The organism is Paenibacillus sp. NPDC057967, from assembly GCF_042887015.1.
GTDB lineage: Bacteria > Bacillota > Bacilli > Paenibacillales > Paenibacillaceae > Pristimantibacillus.
Map to the genome: position 1 here is coordinate 179,730 of NZ_JBHVQB010000008.1, position 21,659 is coordinate 201,388.

The 21,659-nt window shown below is 51.5% G+C and carries 21 protein-coding genes and 1 pseudogene; 8 read left to right on the forward strand and 14 right to left on the reverse strand.

Translation table 11 applies throughout. The features are described from left to right. Positions 1-99 precede the first annotated feature (99 nt). A complete protein-coding gene (locus tag ACFVSO_RS21200) occupies positions 100-1,533 on the reverse strand; it encodes a catalase (RefSeq protein ID WP_387477245.1) in 1,434 nt (477 codons plus the stop codon). 213 nt (positions 1,534-1,746) lie between these two features. On the opposite strand from ACFVSO_RS21200, the gene ACFVSO_RS21205 reads away from it, so the two are divergent. After that, on the forward strand, positions 1,747-2,232 hold the full coding sequence (locus ACFVSO_RS21205) for an SRPBCC family protein (protein WP_387477247.1): 486 nt from the start codon (positions 1,747-1,749) through the stop codon (positions 2,230-2,232). A gap of 45 nt (positions 2,233-2,277) precedes the next feature. Here the strand turns inward: ACFVSO_RS21205 and ACFVSO_RS21210 are convergent, their stop codons facing one another. The 5 genes from ACFVSO_RS21210 to ACFVSO_RS21230 all read right to left on the reverse strand — a co-directional run bounded on the left by ACFVSO_RS21210 (position 2,278) and on the right by ACFVSO_RS21230 (position 6,353). Further along, positions 2,278-2,742, reverse strand: a complete 465-nt coding sequence (locus ACFVSO_RS21210; RefSeq protein WP_387477249.1) for a DUF2306 domain-containing protein — start codon at positions 2,740-2,742, stop codon at positions 2,278-2,280. Between the two features lie 59 nt (positions 2,743-2,801). Further along, positions 2,802-3,446, reverse strand: coding sequence for a TetR/AcrR family transcriptional regulator (locus ACFVSO_RS21215; protein ID WP_387477251.1), 645 nt, complete (start codon positions 3,444-3,446; stop codon positions 2,802-2,804). A 498-nt stretch (positions 3,447-3,944) separates the two neighbouring features. Beyond that, on the reverse strand, positions 3,945-4,424 hold the full coding sequence (locus ACFVSO_RS21220) for a hypothetical protein (RefSeq protein ID WP_387477253.1): 480 nt from the start codon (positions 4,422-4,424) through the stop codon (positions 3,945-3,947). Further along, positions 4,421-4,951, reverse strand: coding sequence for a MauE/DoxX family redox-associated membrane protein (locus tag ACFVSO_RS21225; protein WP_387477255.1), 531 nt, complete (start codon positions 4,949-4,951; stop codon positions 4,421-4,423). Before ACFVSO_RS21225 ends, ACFVSO_RS21220 begins: the two co-directional genes overlap by 4 nt. Positions 4,952-5,597: 646 nt before the next feature. After that, positions 5,598-6,353, reverse strand: a complete 756-nt coding sequence (locus ACFVSO_RS21230; RefSeq protein ID WP_387477257.1) for a MerR family transcriptional regulator — start codon at positions 6,351-6,353, stop codon at positions 5,598-5,600. Between the two features lie 209 nt (positions 6,354-6,562). Here ACFVSO_RS21230 and ACFVSO_RS21235 point away from each other — a divergent pair, with 209 nt between their 5' ends. Continuing rightward, positions 6,563-8,110: a tetratricopeptide repeat protein gene (locus tag ACFVSO_RS21235; RefSeq protein ID WP_387477259.1), complete on the forward strand. Its 1,548-nt coding sequence runs from the start codon at positions 6,563-6,565 to the stop codon at positions 8,108-8,110. An 87-nt stretch (positions 8,111-8,197) separates the two neighbouring features. Here the strand turns inward: ACFVSO_RS21235 and ACFVSO_RS21240 are convergent, their stop codons facing one another. Next, positions 8,198-8,917 carry a 3-ketoacyl-ACP reductase gene (locus ACFVSO_RS21240; protein WP_387477261.1) on the reverse strand — a complete coding sequence of 240 codons (720 nt, stop codon included), beginning with the start codon at positions 8,915-8,917 and terminating at the stop codon, positions 8,198-8,200. 161 nt (positions 8,918-9,078) lie between these two features. On the opposite strand from ACFVSO_RS21240, the gene ACFVSO_RS21245 reads away from it, so the two are divergent. From ACFVSO_RS21245 to hxlB, 3 genes are all read left to right on the forward strand, one after another. After that, the gene (locus tag ACFVSO_RS21245) at positions 9,079-9,414 is read left to right on the forward strand and encodes a winged helix-turn-helix transcriptional regulator (protein ID WP_387477263.1); all 336 of its coding nucleotides are present in this window, start codon (positions 9,079-9,081) and stop codon (positions 9,412-9,414) included. 170 nt (positions 9,415-9,584) lie between these two features. Next, positions 9,585-10,220: a 3-hexulose-6-phosphate synthase gene (gene hxlA, locus ACFVSO_RS21250; protein ID WP_387477265.1), complete on the forward strand. Its 636-nt coding sequence runs from the start codon at positions 9,585-9,587 to the stop codon at positions 10,218-10,220. 5 nt (positions 10,221-10,225) lie between these two features. Further along, on the forward strand, positions 10,226-10,783 hold the full coding sequence (hxlB, locus tag ACFVSO_RS21255) for a 6-phospho-3-hexuloisomerase (protein ID WP_387477267.1): 558 nt from the start codon (positions 10,226-10,228) through the stop codon (positions 10,781-10,783). 69 nt (positions 10,784-10,852) lie between these two features. Here hxlB and ACFVSO_RS21260 read toward each other — a convergent pair whose 3' ends face one another. The 4 genes from ACFVSO_RS21260 to ACFVSO_RS21275 form a co-directional block, all read right to left on the reverse strand. Then, entirely contained in the window at positions 10,853-11,890 is a 1,038-nt protein-coding gene (locus ACFVSO_RS21260) for a Gfo/Idh/MocA family protein (RefSeq protein ID WP_387477269.1), read from the reverse strand. A 158-nt stretch (positions 11,891-12,048) separates the two neighbouring features. Next, positions 12,049-13,290, reverse strand: a complete 1,242-nt coding sequence (locus ACFVSO_RS21265) for an MFS transporter (RefSeq protein WP_387477271.1) — start codon at positions 13,288-13,290, stop codon at positions 12,049-12,051. 61 nt (positions 13,291-13,351) lie between these two features. After that, entirely contained in the window at positions 13,352-14,494 is a 1,143-nt protein-coding gene (locus tag ACFVSO_RS21270) for a winged helix-turn-helix domain-containing protein (protein ID WP_387477273.1), read from the reverse strand. Between the two features lie 79 nt (positions 14,495-14,573). Beyond that, on the reverse strand, positions 14,574-14,984 hold the full coding sequence (locus ACFVSO_RS21275) for a hypothetical protein (protein ID WP_387477275.1): 411 nt from the start codon (positions 14,982-14,984) through the stop codon (positions 14,574-14,576). Between the two features lie 142 nt (positions 14,985-15,126). Between ACFVSO_RS21275 and ACFVSO_RS21280 the strand changes: the two genes are divergently transcribed. Beyond that, positions 15,127-15,480 (forward strand): helix-turn-helix domain-containing protein, encoded by a 354-nt coding sequence (locus ACFVSO_RS21280; RefSeq protein ID WP_387477277.1) that lies wholly within the window; start codon positions 15,127-15,129, stop codon positions 15,478-15,480. Positions 15,481-15,633: 153 nt separating this feature from the next. Here ACFVSO_RS21280 and ACFVSO_RS21285 read toward each other — a convergent pair. Then, positions 15,634-15,849: pseudogene (locus ACFVSO_RS21285) on the reverse strand (PfkB family carbohydrate kinase); the annotation flags it as partial. Positions 15,850-16,223: 374 nt separating this feature from the next. Between ACFVSO_RS21285 and ACFVSO_RS21290 the strand changes: the two are divergent. After that, complete coding sequence (locus ACFVSO_RS21290) at positions 16,224-18,446, forward strand: patatin-like phospholipase family protein (protein ID WP_387477279.1); 2,223 nt, start codon at positions 16,224-16,226, stop codon at positions 18,444-18,446. A 55-nt stretch (positions 18,447-18,501) separates the two neighbouring features. Here the strand turns inward: ACFVSO_RS21290 and ACFVSO_RS21295 are convergent, their stop codons facing one another. Together ACFVSO_RS21295 and ACFVSO_RS21300 are read right to left on the reverse strand one after the other, a co-directional pair. Continuing rightward, positions 18,502-19,326: a lipid II flippase Amj family protein gene (locus tag ACFVSO_RS21295; RefSeq protein WP_387477281.1), complete on the reverse strand. Its 825-nt coding sequence runs from the start codon at positions 19,324-19,326 to the stop codon at positions 18,502-18,504. A 51-nt stretch (positions 19,327-19,377) separates the two neighbouring features. Beyond that, the gene (locus ACFVSO_RS21300; RefSeq protein WP_387477283.1) at positions 19,378-20,172 is read right to left on the reverse strand and encodes a helix-turn-helix domain-containing protein; all 795 of its coding nucleotides are present in this window, start codon (positions 20,170-20,172) and stop codon (positions 19,378-19,380) included. A 134-nt stretch (positions 20,173-20,306) separates the two neighbouring features. Here ACFVSO_RS21300 and ACFVSO_RS21305 point away from each other — a divergent pair, with 134 nt between their 5' ends. Continuing rightward, complete coding sequence (locus ACFVSO_RS21305) at positions 20,307-21,659, forward strand: glycoside hydrolase family 30 protein (RefSeq protein WP_387477285.1); 1,353 nt, start codon at positions 20,307-20,309, stop codon at positions 21,657-21,659.

Here is a 21,659-nt window from a genome sequence, read left to right on the forward strand (position 1 = left end):
CTATAGGCTGGCAACTAGCCAATCCTACGGGTGCAGTTCTATTCGGTTCAACGGGGAATGGCCGAGTCAATGCTGCGAGACTATGCTCGCTCGTATGCTCTAGCTGGAGCCATTCTGAGACGAGGCTTGAATCTGCCGGGCTACCCGTTCTCCCAGCTCAGGCGAAGCCTGGGACAGATAGCCTAGCACGACGCTTCGTGTCTCTTGGGAAATGCCGGCGAGATCAGCGGCCAGATTATCAACCAGATGCTCTTGCTCCACAGGAGGAAGGGCTTGGTAGAATTGGCCGGCTTGTGTGAAGTCGTCTGGCTTCGGGATATCTGAGCGTTGGAGGCGGCCCTCGACATGACGTCCATCGCCGCTGGTCACGAGGTTAGCGGGTGTCCAGTTTTCCTGATGATTGACGGGAATTTTGCGGAAGTCGGGCCCGAGCCGCCGCCGCTGCGAATCCCAGTAGATGTTGGCGCGCCCTTGGAGCATCTTGTCATCGGACAGCTCAGCGCCTTCGAGCAGATTGGAAGGCGAGAAGGCGAGCTTCTCCACTTGTTCCATATAGTTGCGAGGGTTGCGGTTCAGCACGAGCCGCCCTACCGGCCTCATGGGGTATAGCCTCTCGTCCCATACCTTTGTATCATCCAGCGGGTCAAAGGGAAGTACAGCTTCATCCTGCGGATTCATGAGCTGCACATACAGCCCGTATTCTACTGTTTTGCCCGCCGCCAAGGTATCGTACAGATCCTGGCCTGCGTAATCCGGGTTAGCCGCACTTAACTTGGCCGACTCATGTCGGTCTATGTACTGAATGCCTGCGGTCGGAATCCAGTGATACTTGACGTACACGCGTGCGCCCTGCGCATTCTTCCACACATAGGTATTGACGCCGTGGCCCGGAATGTGGCGAAGGCTCTTCACCGTCCCTGCATCGGAATAAAGATAGAGAAGGAAATGCGTAGATTCCGGCGCTCTGGCGACGAAGCTCCAGAACCTCTCTGGATCGAGCAGATTATTTACCGGAGATGGCAGGAATGCCTTAATGGATTCCGGGAAGCGGATTGCATCCCGCACAGAGAAGACGGGAATATGGTTGCAGATCAGATCGAATACGCCTTCGTGAGTATAAAATTTGGTGGCAAAGCCGCGCACGTTGCGAGATGTGTCCGGTGTACCCCGGTTGCTGACAGCCAGGGAGAACCGCACAGTGACGGGAACCTGCTGGCCAGGGTTTTGCAGAAAGCTGAGCTGTGTATACGGAGTCATGGAATGAACGGTCTCGAAGTAGCCGAAGGCGCCGTAGCCCTTTACATGCACCGGTCTTTCGATGATTTTCTCATGGACAAAGGTCTCCAGTGTCTCATGGAGGATGTTGTCCTGCTCCAGTACCGGGCCGCGATCGCCTATCGTCTGCGAATGCCGTTCAGCGGGCGCATCGCTTGCCCAATGACCGGTGACGCGAACCTGGCGTTGTTCATCTCCTGCCGCATGCTGCGATGGCTGGGCGGACGGCGTCCGGGAATTATCGTTAGGATTGTCCATGCTCTTACCTCCCATGTTATAAGTTATATCTTTATTACCATATGGCTGAGGCCAGGCTTCCATGCCCTGCATCACACCGGAATTGACTGGTGATTCTCGATAAGATGAAGATGGAGACGGAGGGCGGGGAGCTATGCATGTAAATGAAAATAATATGACTAGGCTATATTAAGGTACAGTGAGGTAGTGGGACATGCAGAGAGGAGGATATAGATGTTAGCCGTATTAAGGCAAGTCCAAGGGGAATATAAGGCGCGGTTTGAGCGACAGTTGAACCACCCTGTGGCGAAGGTCTGGGCGATGCTTACCGACAACGAGCAATTGAAGAAATGGTTCTCCGAGCTGCATGTGGACGATCTGCGGGAAGGCGGGGTTATAAAGTTCGATATGCAGGATGGCACGTTCGAGGAGATGGCTATACTGGAACTGAAGGATCAGTCCGTGCTCGCATATACGTGGGGCGAGGATCAGGTCCGGTTCGAGCTTTACCCGGAAGCGGAGGGATGCCGGCTGGTGCTGGTCGAGAAGATTCACGTCTTAACCGACCATACGCCGAAGGATCTGGCAGGCTGGCATGTATGTCTGGATGTCATTGAGGCTCTGCTGGAGGAGAAGATGATCGAGTCGCGGGAGAGTGTGTGGGAGAAACGATATAAGGAATACTCGCAGCTTGTAGAGCTGCTTCAGAAGAGCTGTTAGATATGCGGCCCGCCATTCCATGGCGGGCCATTTTGTACGGACCGTTCAAGCTCGGACGAATCGATTGACCGTTCGAATAATGAGCGGCGTGCCAATCACAGTCGGAATGAACCATAGCATAATGGCTGGCATACCCGTGAGGCTGGCGATATCTTCACCATTTACGACGAGAACGGCAGTAATAATCCCGATATAGGATCCAAGCATGCCAATAATATGCTTGCGCAGCCAGCCGTCCCACCGCCGCTTGCGGGCAAGATACCCATAAAGTGCTTGCCCGTAAGAGAATAAGGCGATATAGAAAAGGTACTGGAGGGTAGACCACTTCATGATTGCCATCGCCACCGAGGTGATGAACACAACGAAGTAAAAGGCATGGTATGCTTCTCCGACTAGCGTGTGGACGCCTCTTCGCTTACGGACTCCAATGGCGATTCCTCCTGCCAGCAAACATACCGTTCCGGCGACAATATGAATCACGAGAAATACAGTGTAAAGTGTTGCCATCATGTGCTCCTCTCCGATCGTTCATTAATGAACAGTGTTCATCTATTGGTTTGAAAAAAGGCCTATGCGTGAAAGGCCTTGTAGATCATGTTTTTCGCTTGCGTCACCAGCTTTATCGTGCGTTCCTCATCGAACATGGGCATCTGAATCGCTAAGGATACAATGCCGTGAAGCATAGCCCATAGGACGTCGCTATAGGCTGCTGATTCCTCTTGCTGCATCTCGCCCTGATTCATGGCCTCTTGCACGGAATCGACCAGCACTTGAAAAGCCTCTATACGCGGACCGTCTTCTCCCGCGCGCGACTCGATCAGATAGTCAATTCTCCACATAAACATGAGCCGATAATACGCGGGGTTATTTAGTCCGAACCGGACATAAGCCTCGCCTAGCTGGCTCAGCCTTTCCCAAGGATCGGTGCTTCGACCGGCAGCTTCGGTCAACTGATTGCGGAAGAGGGTGAAGGCGTCATCGACAACCGTGAACAACAGGTCATCCTTGTCGCGAAAGTATAAGTACAGGGTAGCCACAGAGTAGCCGACCCGCGCCGCCAGCTTGCGCATTGAGAAGTCATGGTAACCCAGCTCCAGGAACATTTCGCTTGCTGTTTGGAGAATAAGGCGCCGAAGCTGCTCTTTTTGCTCACCGCGACGTCGCCGGACAACTTTACGCGGCTCAGCAGGTTCATCATTACGTACGTTTGGCATAACCACCATCCTATTTAGTTAACAGTGTTCATTTATAATAACCTATATTTGGATGGAATAGCAATATCTTTTGAAGATTCACACGCAAATAAGAACGGCTTGGCTCCCATTGAGGTGAATCAAGCCGTTCCTTATCCAGCGCGAATGAAGCATGTGAAGCTTTAGGATTCTTCTTTTGAAATATAGAGAGGGTATTCAGCAATGATGTTTTGTTCCGCATCGCGAAGAATGAGGGGATAGATCCCGGGCTGCGTCACAACTACTCGAATCTCCCGCTGCATATCCATGCCAGGCGACATGTCTGAAGGCCGGACGCTGACAATTTGGTCAATTCGGTTGTGAAGGAGCATCTGCCCACTGGGGTGATACATGGACAGGATGACCGATTGGCGCTCCTCGTTCTTCAGCCATAATTTGTTCTATACTTGAATAATGGAAAGATTTTTGATTGCGGGATCAAACTCAACTTTCTCGGCAACGAGACTAAATGTCAGGTTGTCATGTCTCGATTACTTCCTGCTTGGATGGTGAGGGATGGGGTGTGAAGTGATTCAAATACAGCTGTTGGTCTGTGAAGCGGCGAATTCGGTTATCACTCCATTCTGCGACCGTGTAGCCTGAGCGTACAAGCATGTCCCATGCCGGATGGCATTGGGTCGCATCTAGGACTGTCGCACGGGCCCCCCAGGTTTTGCGCTTGATGTTGCACAGCCACTCAGGCGCGTGCAGTAGAATAATTAGCGATTGATCACGCTCAGTAGGATGGAGAGATAGCCACTCTTCAATGGTTTTAAAGGAAGAATGGGCATAGTCGATACGTATAATAGTAGCCTTGGCGAGCACCGGAATATTATGATTAGCCAGCAATCGGTGCAACAAATCCACTTCCGAATGTCTTACGCGTTTCTTCTGATGCCATAATAAAGCGGCTACTATGGCCATGACGATACATAGTAGAATTGCTGCGTAATAGGTCATAGGTCTATTCGAATCTCCTTACTCCGTCTTAGGCTCGAATATAACTCCAGCAGCATCGTTCCGCTGATGATGACTGTTAATCCTGTCAAAGCAAGCACAGCCGCATCCAGGTCAGCCGTGGCGCGATCGGGCAAAGCCAAGCGTCCGCCTGCTAACAGCATGAGAACTACGTTACGCATGACGGGATACTTATTCAGGACTTCGATCTTTCCGAAGCAAGAACAGCTGGTATCCTCGCTCTCTTGAAGGCGCCGTTTTCGGAACAGCATAATGGTGAATCCCGCAAAAAGCAGCACTGCGAGTAAATCCCTCCATATAGGCAAAAGGCCAAATCCATAAAGCACAACCAAACCAAGCTCAGCCGCTAACACAATTCCTGCCGCTGGCGTTAAGAACGATCTGGGCAATACGCGATAGGATGTAATAGATAGGCGGAAATCGGCAAATGAAGATCCCAGCTTGGAGAATGCGGCCAGGAAGAACATGCCAGCCAGCAGCATATCGGTCAGATATGCCAATAGATGCATAGAGTCACCTCCGTTTTTCTTTTCTTTGCCTTCTTAAGCTTCGTTTTTCTCGACAGTCCAATGAGAGTGGCTCCTTGACAGCCTCTTCACTATTCGTTAGGTGGATAATCTTCATTAAATGCTGTTACTAAATATAAATACGCTTTCAAATAGAGGGAAACAGGAGTCCGCATATTCAATCATGTTATTTAATCATAAGTTGTTCATGAAATGTAGCCCTCGGGGTTGAAGAATAAGAGGAAAATTCTCAAATGCAGTTGGAGCATACAATCTTATACCTAATGCCCTGCAAGTGAATGCTGAAAGAGTATTGTATATTATGATTATAATGCTAATTTTATTGAAAAAATAGTAATGAGTCAACTCTTTGCTTATAGTGGAATTATTACATAATTGAATAAGTGGTCCAAAATTTGTGTGACCTTATTTTATGTAATTGGTTGAAGAATAATTGGATAAGTAGAAAGTGGAATTTAAGCAAGGACAGCCCCCTGGGCTTGTGCACAAATTCTATTTGAGATCGCTAGTAAAATGGAACAAGCCACGTCGTTCCATCTCCCTCTTTATATAGTTCCATAACAATTGAAAGAAATGCAACCCTATTCCTCGTTGGACATGATAGAAGCTGCAAAATATAAACCTTTGGTTATATGAGCATCTGCAGCTCATAACACAGCTGTTTGTTACTAAAGAGAGAAAGGTAAGATTTTTCAACAATTAATAAAGGACCTGTTACGTTAATGGATTGTGCTGCAGCAGCGGCATAAAATTGCTCTATATGTTGCTCAAGCTCCCTGTCATCGCTCACCAGCACTTGAATTGTGAAGTACATACCCTCCTGCAGCGTTAGATCGCAGCTGTTGTCCGACTCCATATATAGAGTAATGGTACCCGTACCGTCATACACCCAATGAATATCGGACTCAAACAAGTCCGGAACGCTCCGGGCATGCTCAGCCAAATGCCGGGCATTTAGCGTCGTTTCCATTTCAAGTTCCAGCCATTGCACCAGGCATGCGGTGTCACGCCGCCTGAACTGATACGGATGGGCCTCCGCACCGAAGCTCTCTTGCTCCAGCAGGACATGCTGGATGAATTGCTGTAGCTCCGTCAGCCGCAGCAGCTCTGCTTGAATGCCTTGCAAGGATTGCTGGAGAAGCTCCCGATACTGCTCGGCGCTATAGGAAGCGACGCATTCCTTGATGGCTGACACACAAACCCCTAGCTTGCGCAGCAACAGAATATGGGCCAATTGATAGATTTGGTCCATGCCATACATTCTGTACTGGTTGTCGTCGATGTACGCCGGATGAAGCACGCCCTTTTCTTCGAAATATCGAATTTGGTGTACGGACACCCCCATAAGCTTGGCTAACTCGCTTATCGTTAATTCATTTTTCATCGGTCATCACTCCTAAGCAGAGGTTTCTTACAACAATACGTTATACCTTAGGTCTGACCTAAGGTCAAGTTTGTCATTCATCGAGCAAGCGTAACGTTCTTTATTACAATCGGATTAGCATTAGTGATTACTTGAAAAAAAGGGTATGATGGCAGAAAGGGATTTTCGAATGACCTATGAATAATGAGCAGAGAGCAGGCTAAGAAGACATGACGAATTCTAGACAACAGCGTTACCGTTACAGTGAAGCGCCTATATGGCAATTGCAGCGGGATTATTATGAGGAAGAGGGCTTGAACGCCTGGAAGAATGATCAGGTGCCTCAATATATTACGAGCAATCCCATGATTGCAGCGGCTTATGCGGAGATGATCTTCGGATTCCTTCAAGACCGCGCGAGCAAAGGGGAAGGCACGGAGCTCGTCCAGATTGTCGAGCTGGGAGCAGGAGCGGGCCGTTTCGCGTTCCACTTATTGCAAGAGCTGTGTCGACTGAGGGAGTATGCAGGGATTGCGCTCCCGCCGTTCCGTTATGTCATGACCGATCTGGCGATGAGCAACGTGCTGGCATGGAGAGAGCATCCTGCTCTGCAATCCTTTATCGCAGAGGGACTGCTTGATTTTGCGCGTTTCGATGCATTCCTAGATACCGAACTCCATCTGGTTGTTACAGGCGAGACCATTCGTGAGGGCGATTTAAAGCAGCCGTTACTTCTCGTCGCCAATTACTTTTTTGATGGCATTCAGCAAGAGCTGCTTTATATAGGCGACGGACAAATTTACGAAACGGATATCCTAATGGACTATCCGGAAGGGATAGAGACACATCGACCATCCGAAGTGCTGAATAAGCTCTCCTTGCAATATGAGCATCGGCGCGCACCGGAATATGAGCAGGAGTCGTATCCTTACCGGGATGTCATTGCCGTCTATCAAGAGCAACTGGAGGATTCGCATATTCTATTCCCGGTCGCGGGACTAGCCTGCCTGGATCGATTGCATAAGCTGTCACAAGCAGGGTTCCTGCTGATTACCGCGGACAAAGGCGACCATTTGCTCGATAACTGGAAGTTCTCTGAGCCGCCGGAATTGATTTTTCACGGAAGCTTCTCACTAACAGCCAACTACCATGCGTTTCAGCATTTCTATGAGCAGCAGGGAGCCGAGGCGTTGTTCCCGCCGCATCATTATAAGAATATTAACGTAGGCTGTTTGCTTCATCTGGATACACCGCAGAGCTATGCTAATACGAGATTGGCGTACCGACGGTTTGTGGAGCGATTTGGCCCGGACGACTTTTTCAGCTTGAAGGAATGGGTAGACCGTCATATCGAAAGCATGGGGATGCAGCAAATACTCGGCTTCTGGCGGCTGGGCGGGTACGACGCGGAGTTTTTCATCCAAAGCGCAAAGCGAATCTCCAGCTTGCTGCCTGAAGCGAATGACGAAGAGAAGCAGGATATTTGGAGAGGCATTCAGCTGATGTGGTCGTCGTTTTATGTGATGGCGCAGCGCTACGATCTGGCGCTTGATGCAGGCCTCATTTTGTTCGAGATGGAGATGTATGAGGAGTCGCGCCGATTCCTGGAAACATCCGTTCTCGCCGATACCGATACGATTGTGCCGACCGTCTACTATTGTCTGGCCATCTGCTGCTTCGAGCTGGAGCTGGATGAAGAGGGACTGGATTATACCCGCAAACTGCTTGAGGTAGAGCCGGACAATGAAGAGGCGAAGGCTCTGTTAAGCCACTTCTGATGAGAAAAGGTTAGATCTGAGTAGATTGGGCAAACAAAAAAAGCTGTATCCGTACCTCTACGGATGCAGCTTTTCCTATCTACTGCTTTATTGAGGGTTCGTGGTCCAGATGCCGGCTATTTTCATGAATACGCGTTGCGGCAGCTTCAAGGCCGCCAGGATCAGCTCGGCTACGTCCTCCGGCTGCATCATGCGATCCTCGTCGCCAATCGGAAGTCCTGTTTTCACAGCCAGCTCCGTATTGACGGTAGACGGATTAAGCGCGGTTACGCGAATATTGGACTTGCGAACCTCTTGCAAAAGCGATTCTGTGAAGCCGATCACTGCGAACTTCGAGGCACAATAGGCGGAGCCTGTGGCAAAGCCGCGTTCACCTGCACTAGAAGCAATATTAATAATGCTTCCGCGATTTTGATTGATCATGGTCGGCAGCGCCGCGCGAGTGATATAATACGTGCCCATCAGATTGGTCTGAATAATGCTCTCCCATAGATCGGGGTCCATATCGGCTACTGTACCGAATTGACCTGTGCCGGCGTTATTGATCAGTATATCGACTGTGCCCAGCTCCTCGATCAGACTGGCTACAGCGCGCTCAGCTTCTGCCCGCTTGGCGATATCCGCTGTGGCGATGCTGACTTTGATGCCGTAGTTGCTGGTCAGCTCTTGCTGCAAAGCCTCCAGGTCAGTCTGGCTGCGTGCGAGCAGTCCTAGATGAACGCCTTCTTTGGCCAAAGCAATAGCTGTTGATTTGCCGATGCCTTTTCCGGCTCCTGTAATAATGGCGTATTGGTTGCGTAAGGTCATAATGAATGGCTCCTTTTCAGTGGTGTGTAAGAATGGCACGACCTAAAGCCATATTTGCAACAAGGTCATTACGGCCTTTATTATTAATGATATTGCGTTCAATTACAAGTACCTGCTTGTAAGCAAGCTAGTATCCCAAAGTATACTAAGGAGTCATAACGATGGGCGATCTGCACTTTAAAAAATCGGTCGAACTGACCTTGAAAGTAATCGGAGGCAAGTGGAAGCTGGTCATATTATGCCACTTAATGGACGGCGTAAAACGCTTTGGCGAGCTGAAGCGGGGTATGCCGGACATCACGCAAAAAATGCTGACTCAGCAGCTTCGCGAGCTGGAGGAGGACGGTATTATCCATCGGGAAGTGTTCGTGCAAGTGCCTCCCAAGGTGGAGTATTCCTTGACGGAGTACGGCAAGACGATGGAGTCCGTACTTCATGTCATGGCGGATTGGGGAGAGAGACATCAAGAGCGGACAGAAGCTGATTCCGTAGAATAAACCATGGATGTATAGGACCTGCAACCACTTGTTGCGGGTCCTTTTTTTGTGGAGCATGGTTTCGAAATGGGTACTACGTTACTGAATAGTGCGTACTTTTTCTTTTGGAAGGATCGTCGTACAATGGTCCCGTAACCAAGAAAAACAATAGGATAAGGAGTGACACTCTAATGAAATTGCAGTTAGCGCTTGATCTGGTCGACATTCCACAAGCCAAGCAAGTGGTGAAAGAAGTGGAAGCTTATATAGATATCGTGGAAATCGGCACACCGGTTGTCATTAACGAAGGGCTTCGCGCGGTGAAAGAAATCAAAGAAGCTTTTCCGCACCTGGAAGTGCTGGCGGACTTGAAGGTGATGGACGCAGCAGGTTATGAGGTGATGAAAGCATCTGAAGCTGGGGCTGATATTGTTACCGTATTAGGAGCTTCGGAGGACATGACGATCAAAGGTGCCGTAGAAGAAGCGCGGAGACAAGGCAAGCAGATTCTGGTTGATATGATTGCGGTGAAAAACCTGGAGCAGCGTGCCCAGGAAGTTGATGCGCTTGGCGTTGATTACATCTGCGTGCATACAGGGTATGATCTTCAGGCAGTGGGACAAAATTCATTCAACGATCTGCTAACGATCAAACGTGTGGTGAAGCAGGCCAAAACAGCGATCGCCGGAGGCATTAAGTTGGACACGCTGCCTGAGGTCATCGAAGCTAGCCCGGATCTTGTCATTGTAGGGGGCGGCATTACCGCTCATGAAGACATGCAAGCAGTTGCGGCAGAGATGCGCAAATTGATCCAGCAAGGAGCCTGAGGCCGATGAAGAACAATCGGCATGCGGCTGCTATCCTTGAGGAGCTTCAACGAGCGGTTAACCAATTGGATGATGAGCAAGCGGGGGTGCTGGCAGAGCGGATTGTGCAGTCGCGCAAAGTCTTTCTGGCAGGGGCAGGCAGATCGGGCTTGATGATCAAAGCCTTTGCCATGCGGCTTATGCATCTGGGCATTGAAGCGTATGTGGTGGGCGAGTCGATTACCCCGAATGTTACCGAGCATGACTTGTTCATTGTCGGCTCTGGCTCCGGAGAGACGAGAAGTCTCCTATCGATGGCGAAGAAAGCTAGAAGCTTACAAGCTTCCGTCGCGGCTGTCACAATATTTCCGGAATCGTCGATTGGCCAGCTGGCGGACATCGTTATTAAACTTCCCGGTTCGCCCAAGGATCAATCGAGCGATGATGGTTCCACTCGGCAGCCGATGGGCTCCTTATTCGAACAGACCCTGCTCGTCTTTTTCGATTCCATCATCCTTCGGCTTATGGATCAGAAGGGGTATGACTCAGCGGCCATGTACGGCAGGCATGCTAATCTGGAATAACAGCCAAAAAGCACATCCGAGGCGTCATGCACGCCATCGGATGTGCTTTATCGTTATAAATCTTAAGTGCTACAGCACAATCTCCCGGCCGCGCTCCGCGGACTCATAGATGGCGCTTAAAATTTTGATCATATCCACGCCATGCTCCGGTGTAATAATCGGCTTCTCGCGGCCCAGCACGCATGCGATGAAGTGGTGAATGTTCGCCGTATGCTGCGGGACTTCGTCTGCCTTGAAGTGCGGCTGTTGATTGATCAGCGTGCCCTCGTTCTCCGTGAAGAGGCTAAGCTTGTCATTCACGAGGCTGAAGCCGCCTTCCGTGCCGCGCCACTCGAGGAATTTCTTCTCCTCTTCGATATTGGAAGCCCAGCTGAATTCGATCTGCAGCGAAGCGCCGTTATCGAACCGGATGAAGCCGGCCGCCAAGTCTTCTACGTCGAAGGTGCCTGCCGGAATCTTGCCCGAGGCATCGGGACGATCTGCGAACTTGCGATAGGTGGACCCCGATACCGTCACCGGCTTCGGATTGCCGCTCAGCCACATCGCCATGTCGATCATATGCACGCCGAGATCGATTAACGGGCCGCCTCCCGACAGCTCCTTCGTTGTGAACCAGCCGCCGCGTCCCGGAATGCCCCGGCGGCGAATCCAGCCGCAGCGGCCCATGTAGAGCTCGCCCATCTGGCCTTGCTCGATGATGCGCTTGGCGAACTTCGCCGACTCGGTGAATCGATTGTTGCGCATGACCATCAGCAGCTTGCCGGAAGCGCGTGCGGCGTCGGCCATCTTCTGCGCTTCAATCGGATTAATCGCATCAGGCTTCTCGCAGAAGACATGCTTGCCTTGCTGCAAGGCCGCAATCGCAATCTCCGAATGCAGCAGGTTCGGTGTGCTGATGTCTACGATATCGATGGAGGGGTCTGCAAGCAGCTCCTTGTAATCCTCATACACTTTCGTCCCGGGATATTCAAGGGCCAGTGCTTCTGCCGAAGCGCGGAACGGGTCGCAGAACGCCACGATTTCAACTTCTTTATGAGTAAGCCAGCCCGGTAAATGTACAGCTTTGAATATGCCGCCGGTGCCAATAGCGCCAACTTTCAATGTCATGATGATCTCTCCTTAAGTGGATGTATCGGTTGTTGTCATGTGCAAACAAAATTAGGTTTGGGATGCATCCCTATCGTATCACGAAAGCGCCTTCCTATGCGCGATCCTCACTTGATCCATCTTGTCCTTTTCTTATCCATTTTTGCCTTTCTCTATCCTTAGGCTGACATAGACGTTGTCTTCTTCGCAGGCCGGTCGGTACTCCATAACAGTCGCTGGATGACAAGGCCGATCAGACCAATCCCTCCGACAGACAGACCTACATACAAGAAAGTGGTGGAGGCGCCCCATAGTCCGATCAGAATGCCGCCGGAGAGCGGAGCGATCACGAAGATCACGCTGCTCAAGGAATCGAATATGCCGCTAACCCTGCCTATGGCATCAGGCGGCGTCTCCTTCTGCAAGATATAGTTCATGCCGGTCGACGTGAATCCCGTTCCGATTCCGCCGACGAAGGAAGCACACAGAAGGAGCCATATAGGCGATTCCGGCTGGAACAGCCCCGCTGCTGCAAACATGACGCCGATCAGCAAGACCCCTCCGCCCAGCAGCCACCCATAGGCGGAGAGCTGCTGGAATCGGCGCAGCCAGGCTACGCTGGTGAGGCCGCCCAGTCCAATCGCGGTCACTAGCCAGCCCACCAGCTGAGGCTGGTCAGGCGCAATGTCTCGCAGCAGGACGGTGATCTGGGCGTCAATCATCTGAATGCCCGCTAGCCCAATGAGGCAGAAGAGGAGACTGACTTGCAGCGTGCGGCTGCTTAGCAAGAGATGCCAGCCATCTCGCCAAGCGGCACGCAGCGAGAGGGTGGTCCCGGATGAGGAATCAGCGGAGGCGGTTCGTCCTTCCCTCACAGGAATGCGCAGAAGCAGCAGCGCCGACAGGATGTAGCAGACGGCATTGACGGCCATACACGCCGAAGGGGATAGGGCCGCGGCGACAGATGCGCCAAGCAGCGGGCCAAGCACCTTCGACAGCTGGAAGACGGCGCCATTCAGAGAGGTGGCTTGCAGCAGCTGATCGGGCGCCACCACATTTCTTGTCATCGCTTGCTGAGCGGGATAATGAAAGACGCGGGCAGTGGAACGGATCGTAATGAGCCCAAGCAGCACCCAGGCATTCGGCGCGAAGATGAGCAAGATCGTGAACATGGCGCGAATCAGGTCGGTAGCAATCATGAGATTCCGCTTGTTCCAACGGTCCGCCAGAATGCCGGCCAACTGGCTGAACAGAATGCTCGGCACGGCGAAGGAGAGCGGGACGAGCGCCAGCGTCATGGCATCCGCCTTCCAGATGAAACCGAGCAGAATGGAGACTGCCATAAAGTCGAAGTAGTCCCCGAATGCTGCGAGACCGTATGCGGCGAACATTTTGGCGAATGAGCGATTCTTTTTTAACATATGAAAAAACCCCCTGACGACATCATGGAGATGATCGTAACAAGGGAATGTCAGAGAATGATCAGAGGCACTCGCGAAGCAGGCGTTCCGTCTTGGCAAGCAGACTGTCGAATTGATAGTGCTCGCCTAGCTGGTCCCATTGCCGCTGATAATTTTTGCGATAGGCTTCATCGCAGGAATACTTGCCCAGGAAGGACAGGACCAATCTCAGATTGGCAAGCAGATGGGGGATGAACTGTGTCCGTCTCGTTATCTCGATACCGTCATCCAGCGCTTGCCTTGCCGAGCGGATGTCTCCATCCCGGTAATGGAGCATCGCCTTGGCGACGAGACAAGCTCCCCGTTCCCGCTGAATCGGGTGGAGGGCAAGCAGCTCCTCGCAGGCCCCCAGCTTGACGGCAGCTTCTTGAAGCTGGCCTTCCTCAATATGCAGGTACATTTCTTTCAATATAAATACGGCTGTAAAGCTTGGGGAGTTAAGTTCAGCGATGTCGTCTCGAATGGCATCCAGCTCTTCACGCGCTTTATCCAGCATTCCGGCTTCAATGTACAAGATAACCGCGTTTAGTCGCAAGTCGATTCTCCATGCCGGCGATAGCATCTTGCCCTTCGCAATCAACCCTTCAAAGTAAGGGATCGAGACGGTCGGCTCTGATTGAAGGGCTGAGTAGATAAAGACCGCGTAAGCCGCTTTTTGCCAGCTATTGATGCTATCCGTCGCCAGCAGCCATTCGAAGTCTCCCCTGACGAAGTGAAGATACACATCGTAGTACGGATCACCGGGCAGGCTAAGCACCTCCCGATGCGCCGATAATAGCTGCAGGGCCGCTCCCATGCCCAGGCTATGGTATTTTGAGAACATGCGATTTACATCGGCTGCGAATTGATCATCCTGCAGAAGAGGGCTGTCGCCCCTGGCCGCGGAATGGCGCACAAGCTTGTAGCCTTGGCCGCGAATCGTCTCAATCTGAAGCAGATGCGACCACGCCGTTATCTTTTTGCGGACCCGGTAGATATGATCGTCCACCGTCCGGTCACTTGGTTCTTCAAGCGGCCAGACCGCTTCGAGCAAGGCATCCCTGGAGAAGGAACGTCCCGCATGCTCATAGAGGTATCGGAGCAGCGCGAATTCCTTGGGCAGAAGCGAGATGCGTTCTCCCGCGTAGGCGGCTTCATAGCGATCCGGCTCAAAATGAATCATCATGTTCCTCCTTGCCTTTCAATTGCACATAGGCTCTCTTTATAGAGATGATGGCATGGGCAATGGGAGAAAGCAAGAGGGGCTAGTCAAAACGCCAGGCACGATGCAATCCGCTCATCCTTGAAAATAAGCGGTTCAGGAACATATCCGTTTGCCGCATGATTTGGTCCAGGTTAGGATTCTCCAATGTGCCGTTTCCAGGATGACAGCCTATCGCCAAGTCGTTTAGTTTCGTATAGTGAATCAATAGGTCGTCACCAGGGTTCGTATCTGTATGGATGCATGCGATTAAGTCCAACATCGTGAGATTGGTGTGCAGCTTGAACCTATTCTCGTGCAAACACAGTGCTCTCAGCATGGCTTGGAATGCGGAGTTGCAGAGCTGTAGAGAAGTACGGCTCTGATTGTGATCCTGCATCCGATAGGCCAGCAGCATATGGTAATACGACAGGGTATAATACCCTTCGATTTTACGCTGAACGTGATCTTCCACGATTGCAGCCTCCTTGCCCCTGAAAAAGTACAATCTTCCCAATAATACCTATAGATATCGAAAATATCAATGATATCATTTGTTTGGTGTTTACCTTTCAGAAACTTGTCTACACTTTTGTCATAGAGAGAGGTGAGCCATCATGAAGGACAGAGAAGTACTGAAGCTTGTAGGAACCCGTATTCGGGTGCTGCGGAAGGAGAAAGGGCTCTCGCAAGAGTCGCTTGGAGAGAAGGGCGGATTTCATTTTTCCTATATCGGGCAGATTGAACGGGGCGAGAAGAATGTGTCGCTCTTGAATCTTGCCAAAATCGCAGAGTCGCTTGAAGTGAATTTGATCCAGCTATTTGCTTACATAGATGAGGGGTTTGAGGCTACGCCACTGGATGAAAGCATCCAGGAAGTCGTGAGCATGCTTCGTGAGGCTAATGAAGAGAAGGCAAGGCTCGCCAGAAATGTGTTGAGAGAGATCGTAAAAGGCCATTCTTCGATATAAGGTATTCTATCTCATCGTATACGTCATCTTGCCTCTCTACCTATGAGGAAAAACAAAAGTGCACCGCTCAGCATAGTCGTGACCTCCCAGGGGGAAGTCCACTGTACGTTGAAGCGGTGCACCTCGTTATTTATGAGAGACCATAGAAGCGTACTAATTCGATTCTTCTAGAGGCTTCCCGGTAGCGAGGGAGCAGGCGAGCGCGGCGTTGAAGCAGTCCCCTGCCCCGGTTGTGTCCACAACAGACATTCGATGAGCGGAAACGATTCGCAGCTTGCTCTCATCGTCTAGATAAGCTGAACCGCTGGCGCCCAGGGTTGTGACGACATGTGCCGCTCCCAATTTCATCATCCGCCGCATAGCAGACTCGAGCGACTCAAGCTGCCAATGACTAGCATATTAGGCCTTTTCACTGCTGCTGTTCCTCCTTGGTTTTCACTTGCTTGTGTTAATTGATTTTGGTGACCATTATATCGTCCACACTTATCGAACCGCCGTTGTAAATGCCTCAGATCAGCTTATAGTCGGCGTGGTTTCCTAAAAGGTAAGGGCGAACGCTGGTATGGATTGGGGCTCCCGGCTTTGCCTGGGAACCTGGTGAAGAGATGGCCTATGGTGAAATTGCGACATTAAAAACTGAAAATTTCCGCAATATAAACATTTTACTCCGCAGTCTTAAGGCGAAATCCGCAGAATATGCTCTATACGGGTCTTCAAATAAAAGGAAATTGGGAGGAACGGAAATGGCTGTCGGATTGGTGCTTAGCGGCGGAGGAGCGCGCGGAGATTTTCAGGTAGGAGCGGTGCGTTACCTCTACGAACGCAACATTAAACCCACTGTTATCACAGGCACATCGGTGGGAGCGATTAATGCAATCAAGCTTACGGAAGGCGAGGGAGACGGCAATGATGCCTCTCGAGGTCTGCACGGACTGATGGGCATATGGCGCGAATTGAAAACGAGTGCGGATATGTGGACAGAGGAAGCTTGGCTAGTGAACGTTCAGAACTCGGAAATTATTAAGTTTTTGAACGAATCGGCTGGCCGCCAGCTCGGCACGGTTGCTTTGGAGGTTGCGAAGCTGGGACTGGGGCCGATCGGCTGGGCATGGGTCGCCTATGATATTGCTCAGGTAGTGGGCGATTTGGATGAGTTGAAACGCGAGCTTGGCAAAGTAGTCAACGCACAGGCTCGTTCCTTATACAATCTGGGACCGATTTTGTCTAAGCTGAATGATCCCGCCAAGCTGGATTTGAACAAGGTGAGACAGAGCGGTATTAAGCTGCGGCTGGGTGTTGTCGCCCTGGAGAGCGGCGCTCTGCGCTATGTGACCGAGACGGGTCAGCTGCTGGAACGCGACAGCGTCAGCTATGTGCAGACGGGCCCCATGCTGGCGCCAGAATGCCGTCCAATCGCAGATACGATTAAGAACCTGGAGCTCAGCAGGGCTAATCTTCAGGAAGAGCTTCATAGAGCTGCTACCGGGGAGAAAGCGCAGCTGGTCGCACAGATACGCGATCTGAACGCCCAAATCTCGCATCAGAGCAACTTGTTGTCCGCGTGCAAAGCGGCACATCCTTCTCAGTCCAATTCCTTGAATGTCAGCTTGATTCAAGGCACGCTCGCATCGGCTTCCATTCCGCTGGCTTTCCCGCCTGTTAAGCTTGGCGGTGAAAATTACGTAGACGGCGGCGTACGGGAGATTGCGCCGATTCAGGCGGCTATTCAGGCTGGTGCTACTGACATTTATGCCGTACTGGCGTCGGATAGCCGAATGGACCCTGCCCGTAGCGCTATTGGCGGACATCTGCTGCCATCCTTTGACGTAGGTGTTGCGAATGTAGGAGATGTCATTAACCGTTCGACAAGCGATATTATGACCAATGAAATTGTACTTAACGAGGTAGAGCCGCATAACGGCTGGAGCCCGGGCATTAACGTGACCATTATTCAGCCCGATAATGATATTCACGATATTATGACGATTGATCCCGGCCTCATCGATATTCGCATGGCGCATGGCTATATGAGAGCAGACGATACGTATCAGGCTAAGCAAAATAATGCCCCGGGCTATAAGCAGTTGGCAGAGCAGTATTCCCGTGACCGGAATACGATTCTGATCTATGAGACGCGACATGAGATCTGGAAGCTGGAGTATGCGGCGAACGGCTTCAAGCTGGAATATGACAGCAACGGCAGGCCTGTCCATCCTGCTAAGAGAATGGAGGCCAGCCTGCAGGCGATGCGCGAGGTTCGCGCGCTCAAAAATATCCTGCGCGACCTGGTGCGCGAGCGTCAGCAAAAAGGGGGTTATGTTCCGTCGGAGGTCGAGAGCTGGTGGACGACATGGGAGCGCCATCCCTGGACGCCGGAACGCGGCTTGTGGCTGTCCACAGGTCCCGTGGCGCAAGGCGACGATATGCTGGCGGGGGAAATTCTTGCCTTCGAACAAGGCATTCATTCGCCGAATGGGCAATATTCATTCGTATTTCAGGGTGACGGCAATCTCGTTCTGTACAAGATCACAAAAACGACAGGGGCAATCTCGCCTCAATGCCGCCCGATCGCTAACGAAATATCAAATTTGCAAAATAACGTATCGCTTCTGCAAGAGGAATTATCTACAGCTTCTCCAAGGGAGAAGCCCGGAATCTTGGCCGAAATCCGCCAGCTGAACACTCTCATTGGGCAAAAACAGAACGCGTTGAATGCCTGCAACGTAACCTACCCGCCTCAAGTTAATATTCAGCGAACAGCGATCTGGGCAAGCGGCACGGGAGCGCCGGCAGGCGTGTGCATCATGCAGCCGGACGGGAATTTGGTTGTTTACGATGAGCTTAATCGCTCCCGCTGGCATTCCAATACCTTCAATCACCCTGGCAGCCGCCTCGTCGTACAGGACGACGGCAATGTCGTCATCTATCGCCCGGACGGCCGGGCGGTGTGGTCGACAAGAGGATAGAGAGGACAATCGCCGCGCGCTTCCAATAAAGGGAGCGCGCGGCGATTTTTTTGGACTAATTAAATTTCACCAGAAACTTCGTCATCCAGGCAATATATTGAGCACCTGGTATAAAGAGCAGCTGCGCAAGCAGCGTACCCAGCAGACGTGAGACAATCATGATGACGGAGATGCCTTTGAGATGCAAGTAGCTGCCCCGGCCGTTCACGACATCGTCGGCGAGCACTGATATTTTGGGATCGATGAAGAGGGCCAGCAGAATGGTAGCGACTCCGTTAATCAGTCCGGAAGCCATCATGGTGGCTCCGGATCGGTCGGGAGCGAGCAGTGATGCGTATAACGCCGATAAAACTCCGATTGTGTACACGGCCGTGACGATCATATTGAAGAAAAACAGCCGGAGCGGCACATCCTTTATCTTGATATCTTTGAGATAGGAGAGCTTCGGAACATGAATGTGCTTAATGCCTCGTCTGATATATTCAAGAGAGAAGCCCTTTTTTACCAGAGATGGAATAGAGCCGCGCTCCTGGGACATATGGATGATTGCCCGGGAGAAGAGGGCGGTGAACGTAGGGAGCAATATAATACCCACGATTGTACCAAGCGTAGAAGCGCCAATCAGCACGCGGTACTGCTGCTCCACGAAAGCAAGTGTATTTTCCTTGGGAGCGGTGTCAATCAGACTGCCTGTGACGGGCAGCTGCATCATATTCGCCATGCGCGAGACGATGACCATCATGTTGAACAGCGACAGCGCCGAGGCGATCAGCTTAACCCTGGCTCCCGACAGCCGCACGGCATAGGCAAGCGTCTCAATGCTATGAATGATGAGGATAAATAAGGCGATAAATAGAACTTTGCCTGTTAGAGCATCCAATGCGCACACTTCTCTCTAGTTATCTGTATATGGGTGTTATTGTACCATATCCTACCGTTTTTTCCGATAAGCTCCTGGCGAGATTCCATACCGCTCCCGGAACAACCGGTGGAAGTACGCATAGCTGCCAAGTCCGGTCTCCGCTGCAATCTGCTCTAGCGACATAGGGCTGTGATCCAGCAGCTTAATCGCATGGCTGAGGCGCAGCTGCTGTGCGTAGCCAATTATCGAGACGCCAAAATGCGCCTTGAACAGATGGACGGCCCGGGATACGCTGAGGCCGGTATGCTGGGCTACTTGGTCCAGCGTCAGCGGCTCCGTCGCATGCTCCTCGATATATTGCCTCATGCGAAGCGCATGAAAGGCGAGCGGCGACTGGCCCTCCGGCGATTCCTCGACGGCCCGGTCGATCAGCATGAGCAGCGACCACACCAGTGCCGAGGTGATGTCAGGATTGCCGCCGTCAAGACGCCTCTTCTCCAATATGATCTGGTACCACACGGCTCTCAGCCGATTGTCCTCGGCAATCTTGGTCAGAGTAGGCCGCTTCTTCTGATCCCACCACTGACGCATCCCGGGACCGTTGCTCATGACGTAATAATCGCCGGAGAGCTTGGGTGCCCCTTGCAGGTATCCGATGCGCAGATCGTAGATATCTCCCGGTTGGAACAGCAGCAGGTCCCCCGGACGAATCTCCTTCATCTCGCCATGGACAAGCGCCTGGCAGATCCCCTCAACCTGAAGCCTTATAATATAAGTATCTAAACCAGTGCCATAAGTTTGGCGGAATGGCTCCTCATGTCTGGAAAACTCACTCAATTGGACGTTAATGGGATTCATCGACATTCACTCTCCCTCCGCTATCATTATAACATTCAATCAGATTGTTGATGTATTCGATTATATTGTTTCTACAAAAAAGGGAGGGGCTCCCATTATAATGAAAGCATCACGGATCAAGGAAGGAGCATACATTCACTATGACTACTCGTACAGTTACAACGATTCAGACATCGCAAGGTACACAAGACCGGCTGACGGAGGTTGCATCGTTATCGCTGCGGCCCGATGAGGCCGGTGTAGAGAACCAAGTGATTAACGTATATGAAGACGTCGAATACCAGTCGATTATCGGCTTCGGCGGTGCAATCACCGAGGCTTCCGCTGTGACTGCCGCGAAGCTGAGTGAAGAGAATAGCAATCGTATCCTGAATGCTTATTATGACGCGGAAGAGGGTATTGGCTATACGATTTGCCGCACACATATCAATAGCTGCGATTTTGCGCTGGGCAATTACACTTACGTAGAAGATGGCGATGTCGAGCTGAAGACCTTCGACATTAGCCATGACCGCGAAGTTATCATTCCATACATCCAAAAGGCCAAGCAGCTGGCTGGCGAAGACTTTACGTTCTACGCCTCGCCTTGGAGCCCTCCCGCATGGATGAAGACCAATGGGGAGATGAACCACGGCGGCAAGCTGAAGCCGGAATACTGGGATGTCTGGGCGCGCTATTATATCAAGTTCATGGAAGCCTATGAGGCAGAAGGTCTGCCGCTATGGGGATTGACGGTGCAGAACGAAGCGAAGGCGGTGCAAATTTGGGATTCCTGTATCTACACAGCTGAGGAAGAGCGTGATTTTGTCCGCGACCATCTAGGACCAGAGCTGCACAAGTCGGGCCGCCAGGACGTCAAGGTCATGATCTGGGATCATAACAAGGAGCGCGTGTATGATCGCGCGAAGACGGCATTCGAAGATGCAGAAGCGTCCAAGTACATTTGGGGCCTTGGTTTCCACTGGTATTCCGGTGACCACTTCGATGCCTTGTCGGCTGTGAAGCATCGCTTCCCGAACAAAGGGCTGATGTTCACCGAAGGCTGCCATGAGGGCGGCGTACAGCTCGGCTCGTGGAAGAGCGGCGAGCGTTATGCGCATGACATTATCGGCAATCTGAATAACGGCATGGAAGGCTGGACAGACTGGAACATCGTTTTGGACGAGCAGGGTGGCCCGAACCACGTAGGCAACTACTGTGACGCACCAATAATCGCCGACACGAAGTCGGATTCCTTGACGTTCCAATCGTCGTACTACTACATCGGGCATTTCAGCAAATACATTCGTCCGGGCGCTGTTCGTGTCGCTTGCTCCAAATATACAGAAGCATTGCAAACCACGGCATTCAAAAACCCGAACGGCGAGCTTGTGGTTGTGATCTTGAACCGTTCCGACGATCAGCACCCGTATGTGCTTCGCAACAACGAGCAAATCGCGGAAGGTCATATTCCTGCGCATTCTATCCAAACGCTGATTTTCCCAAGTGTATGA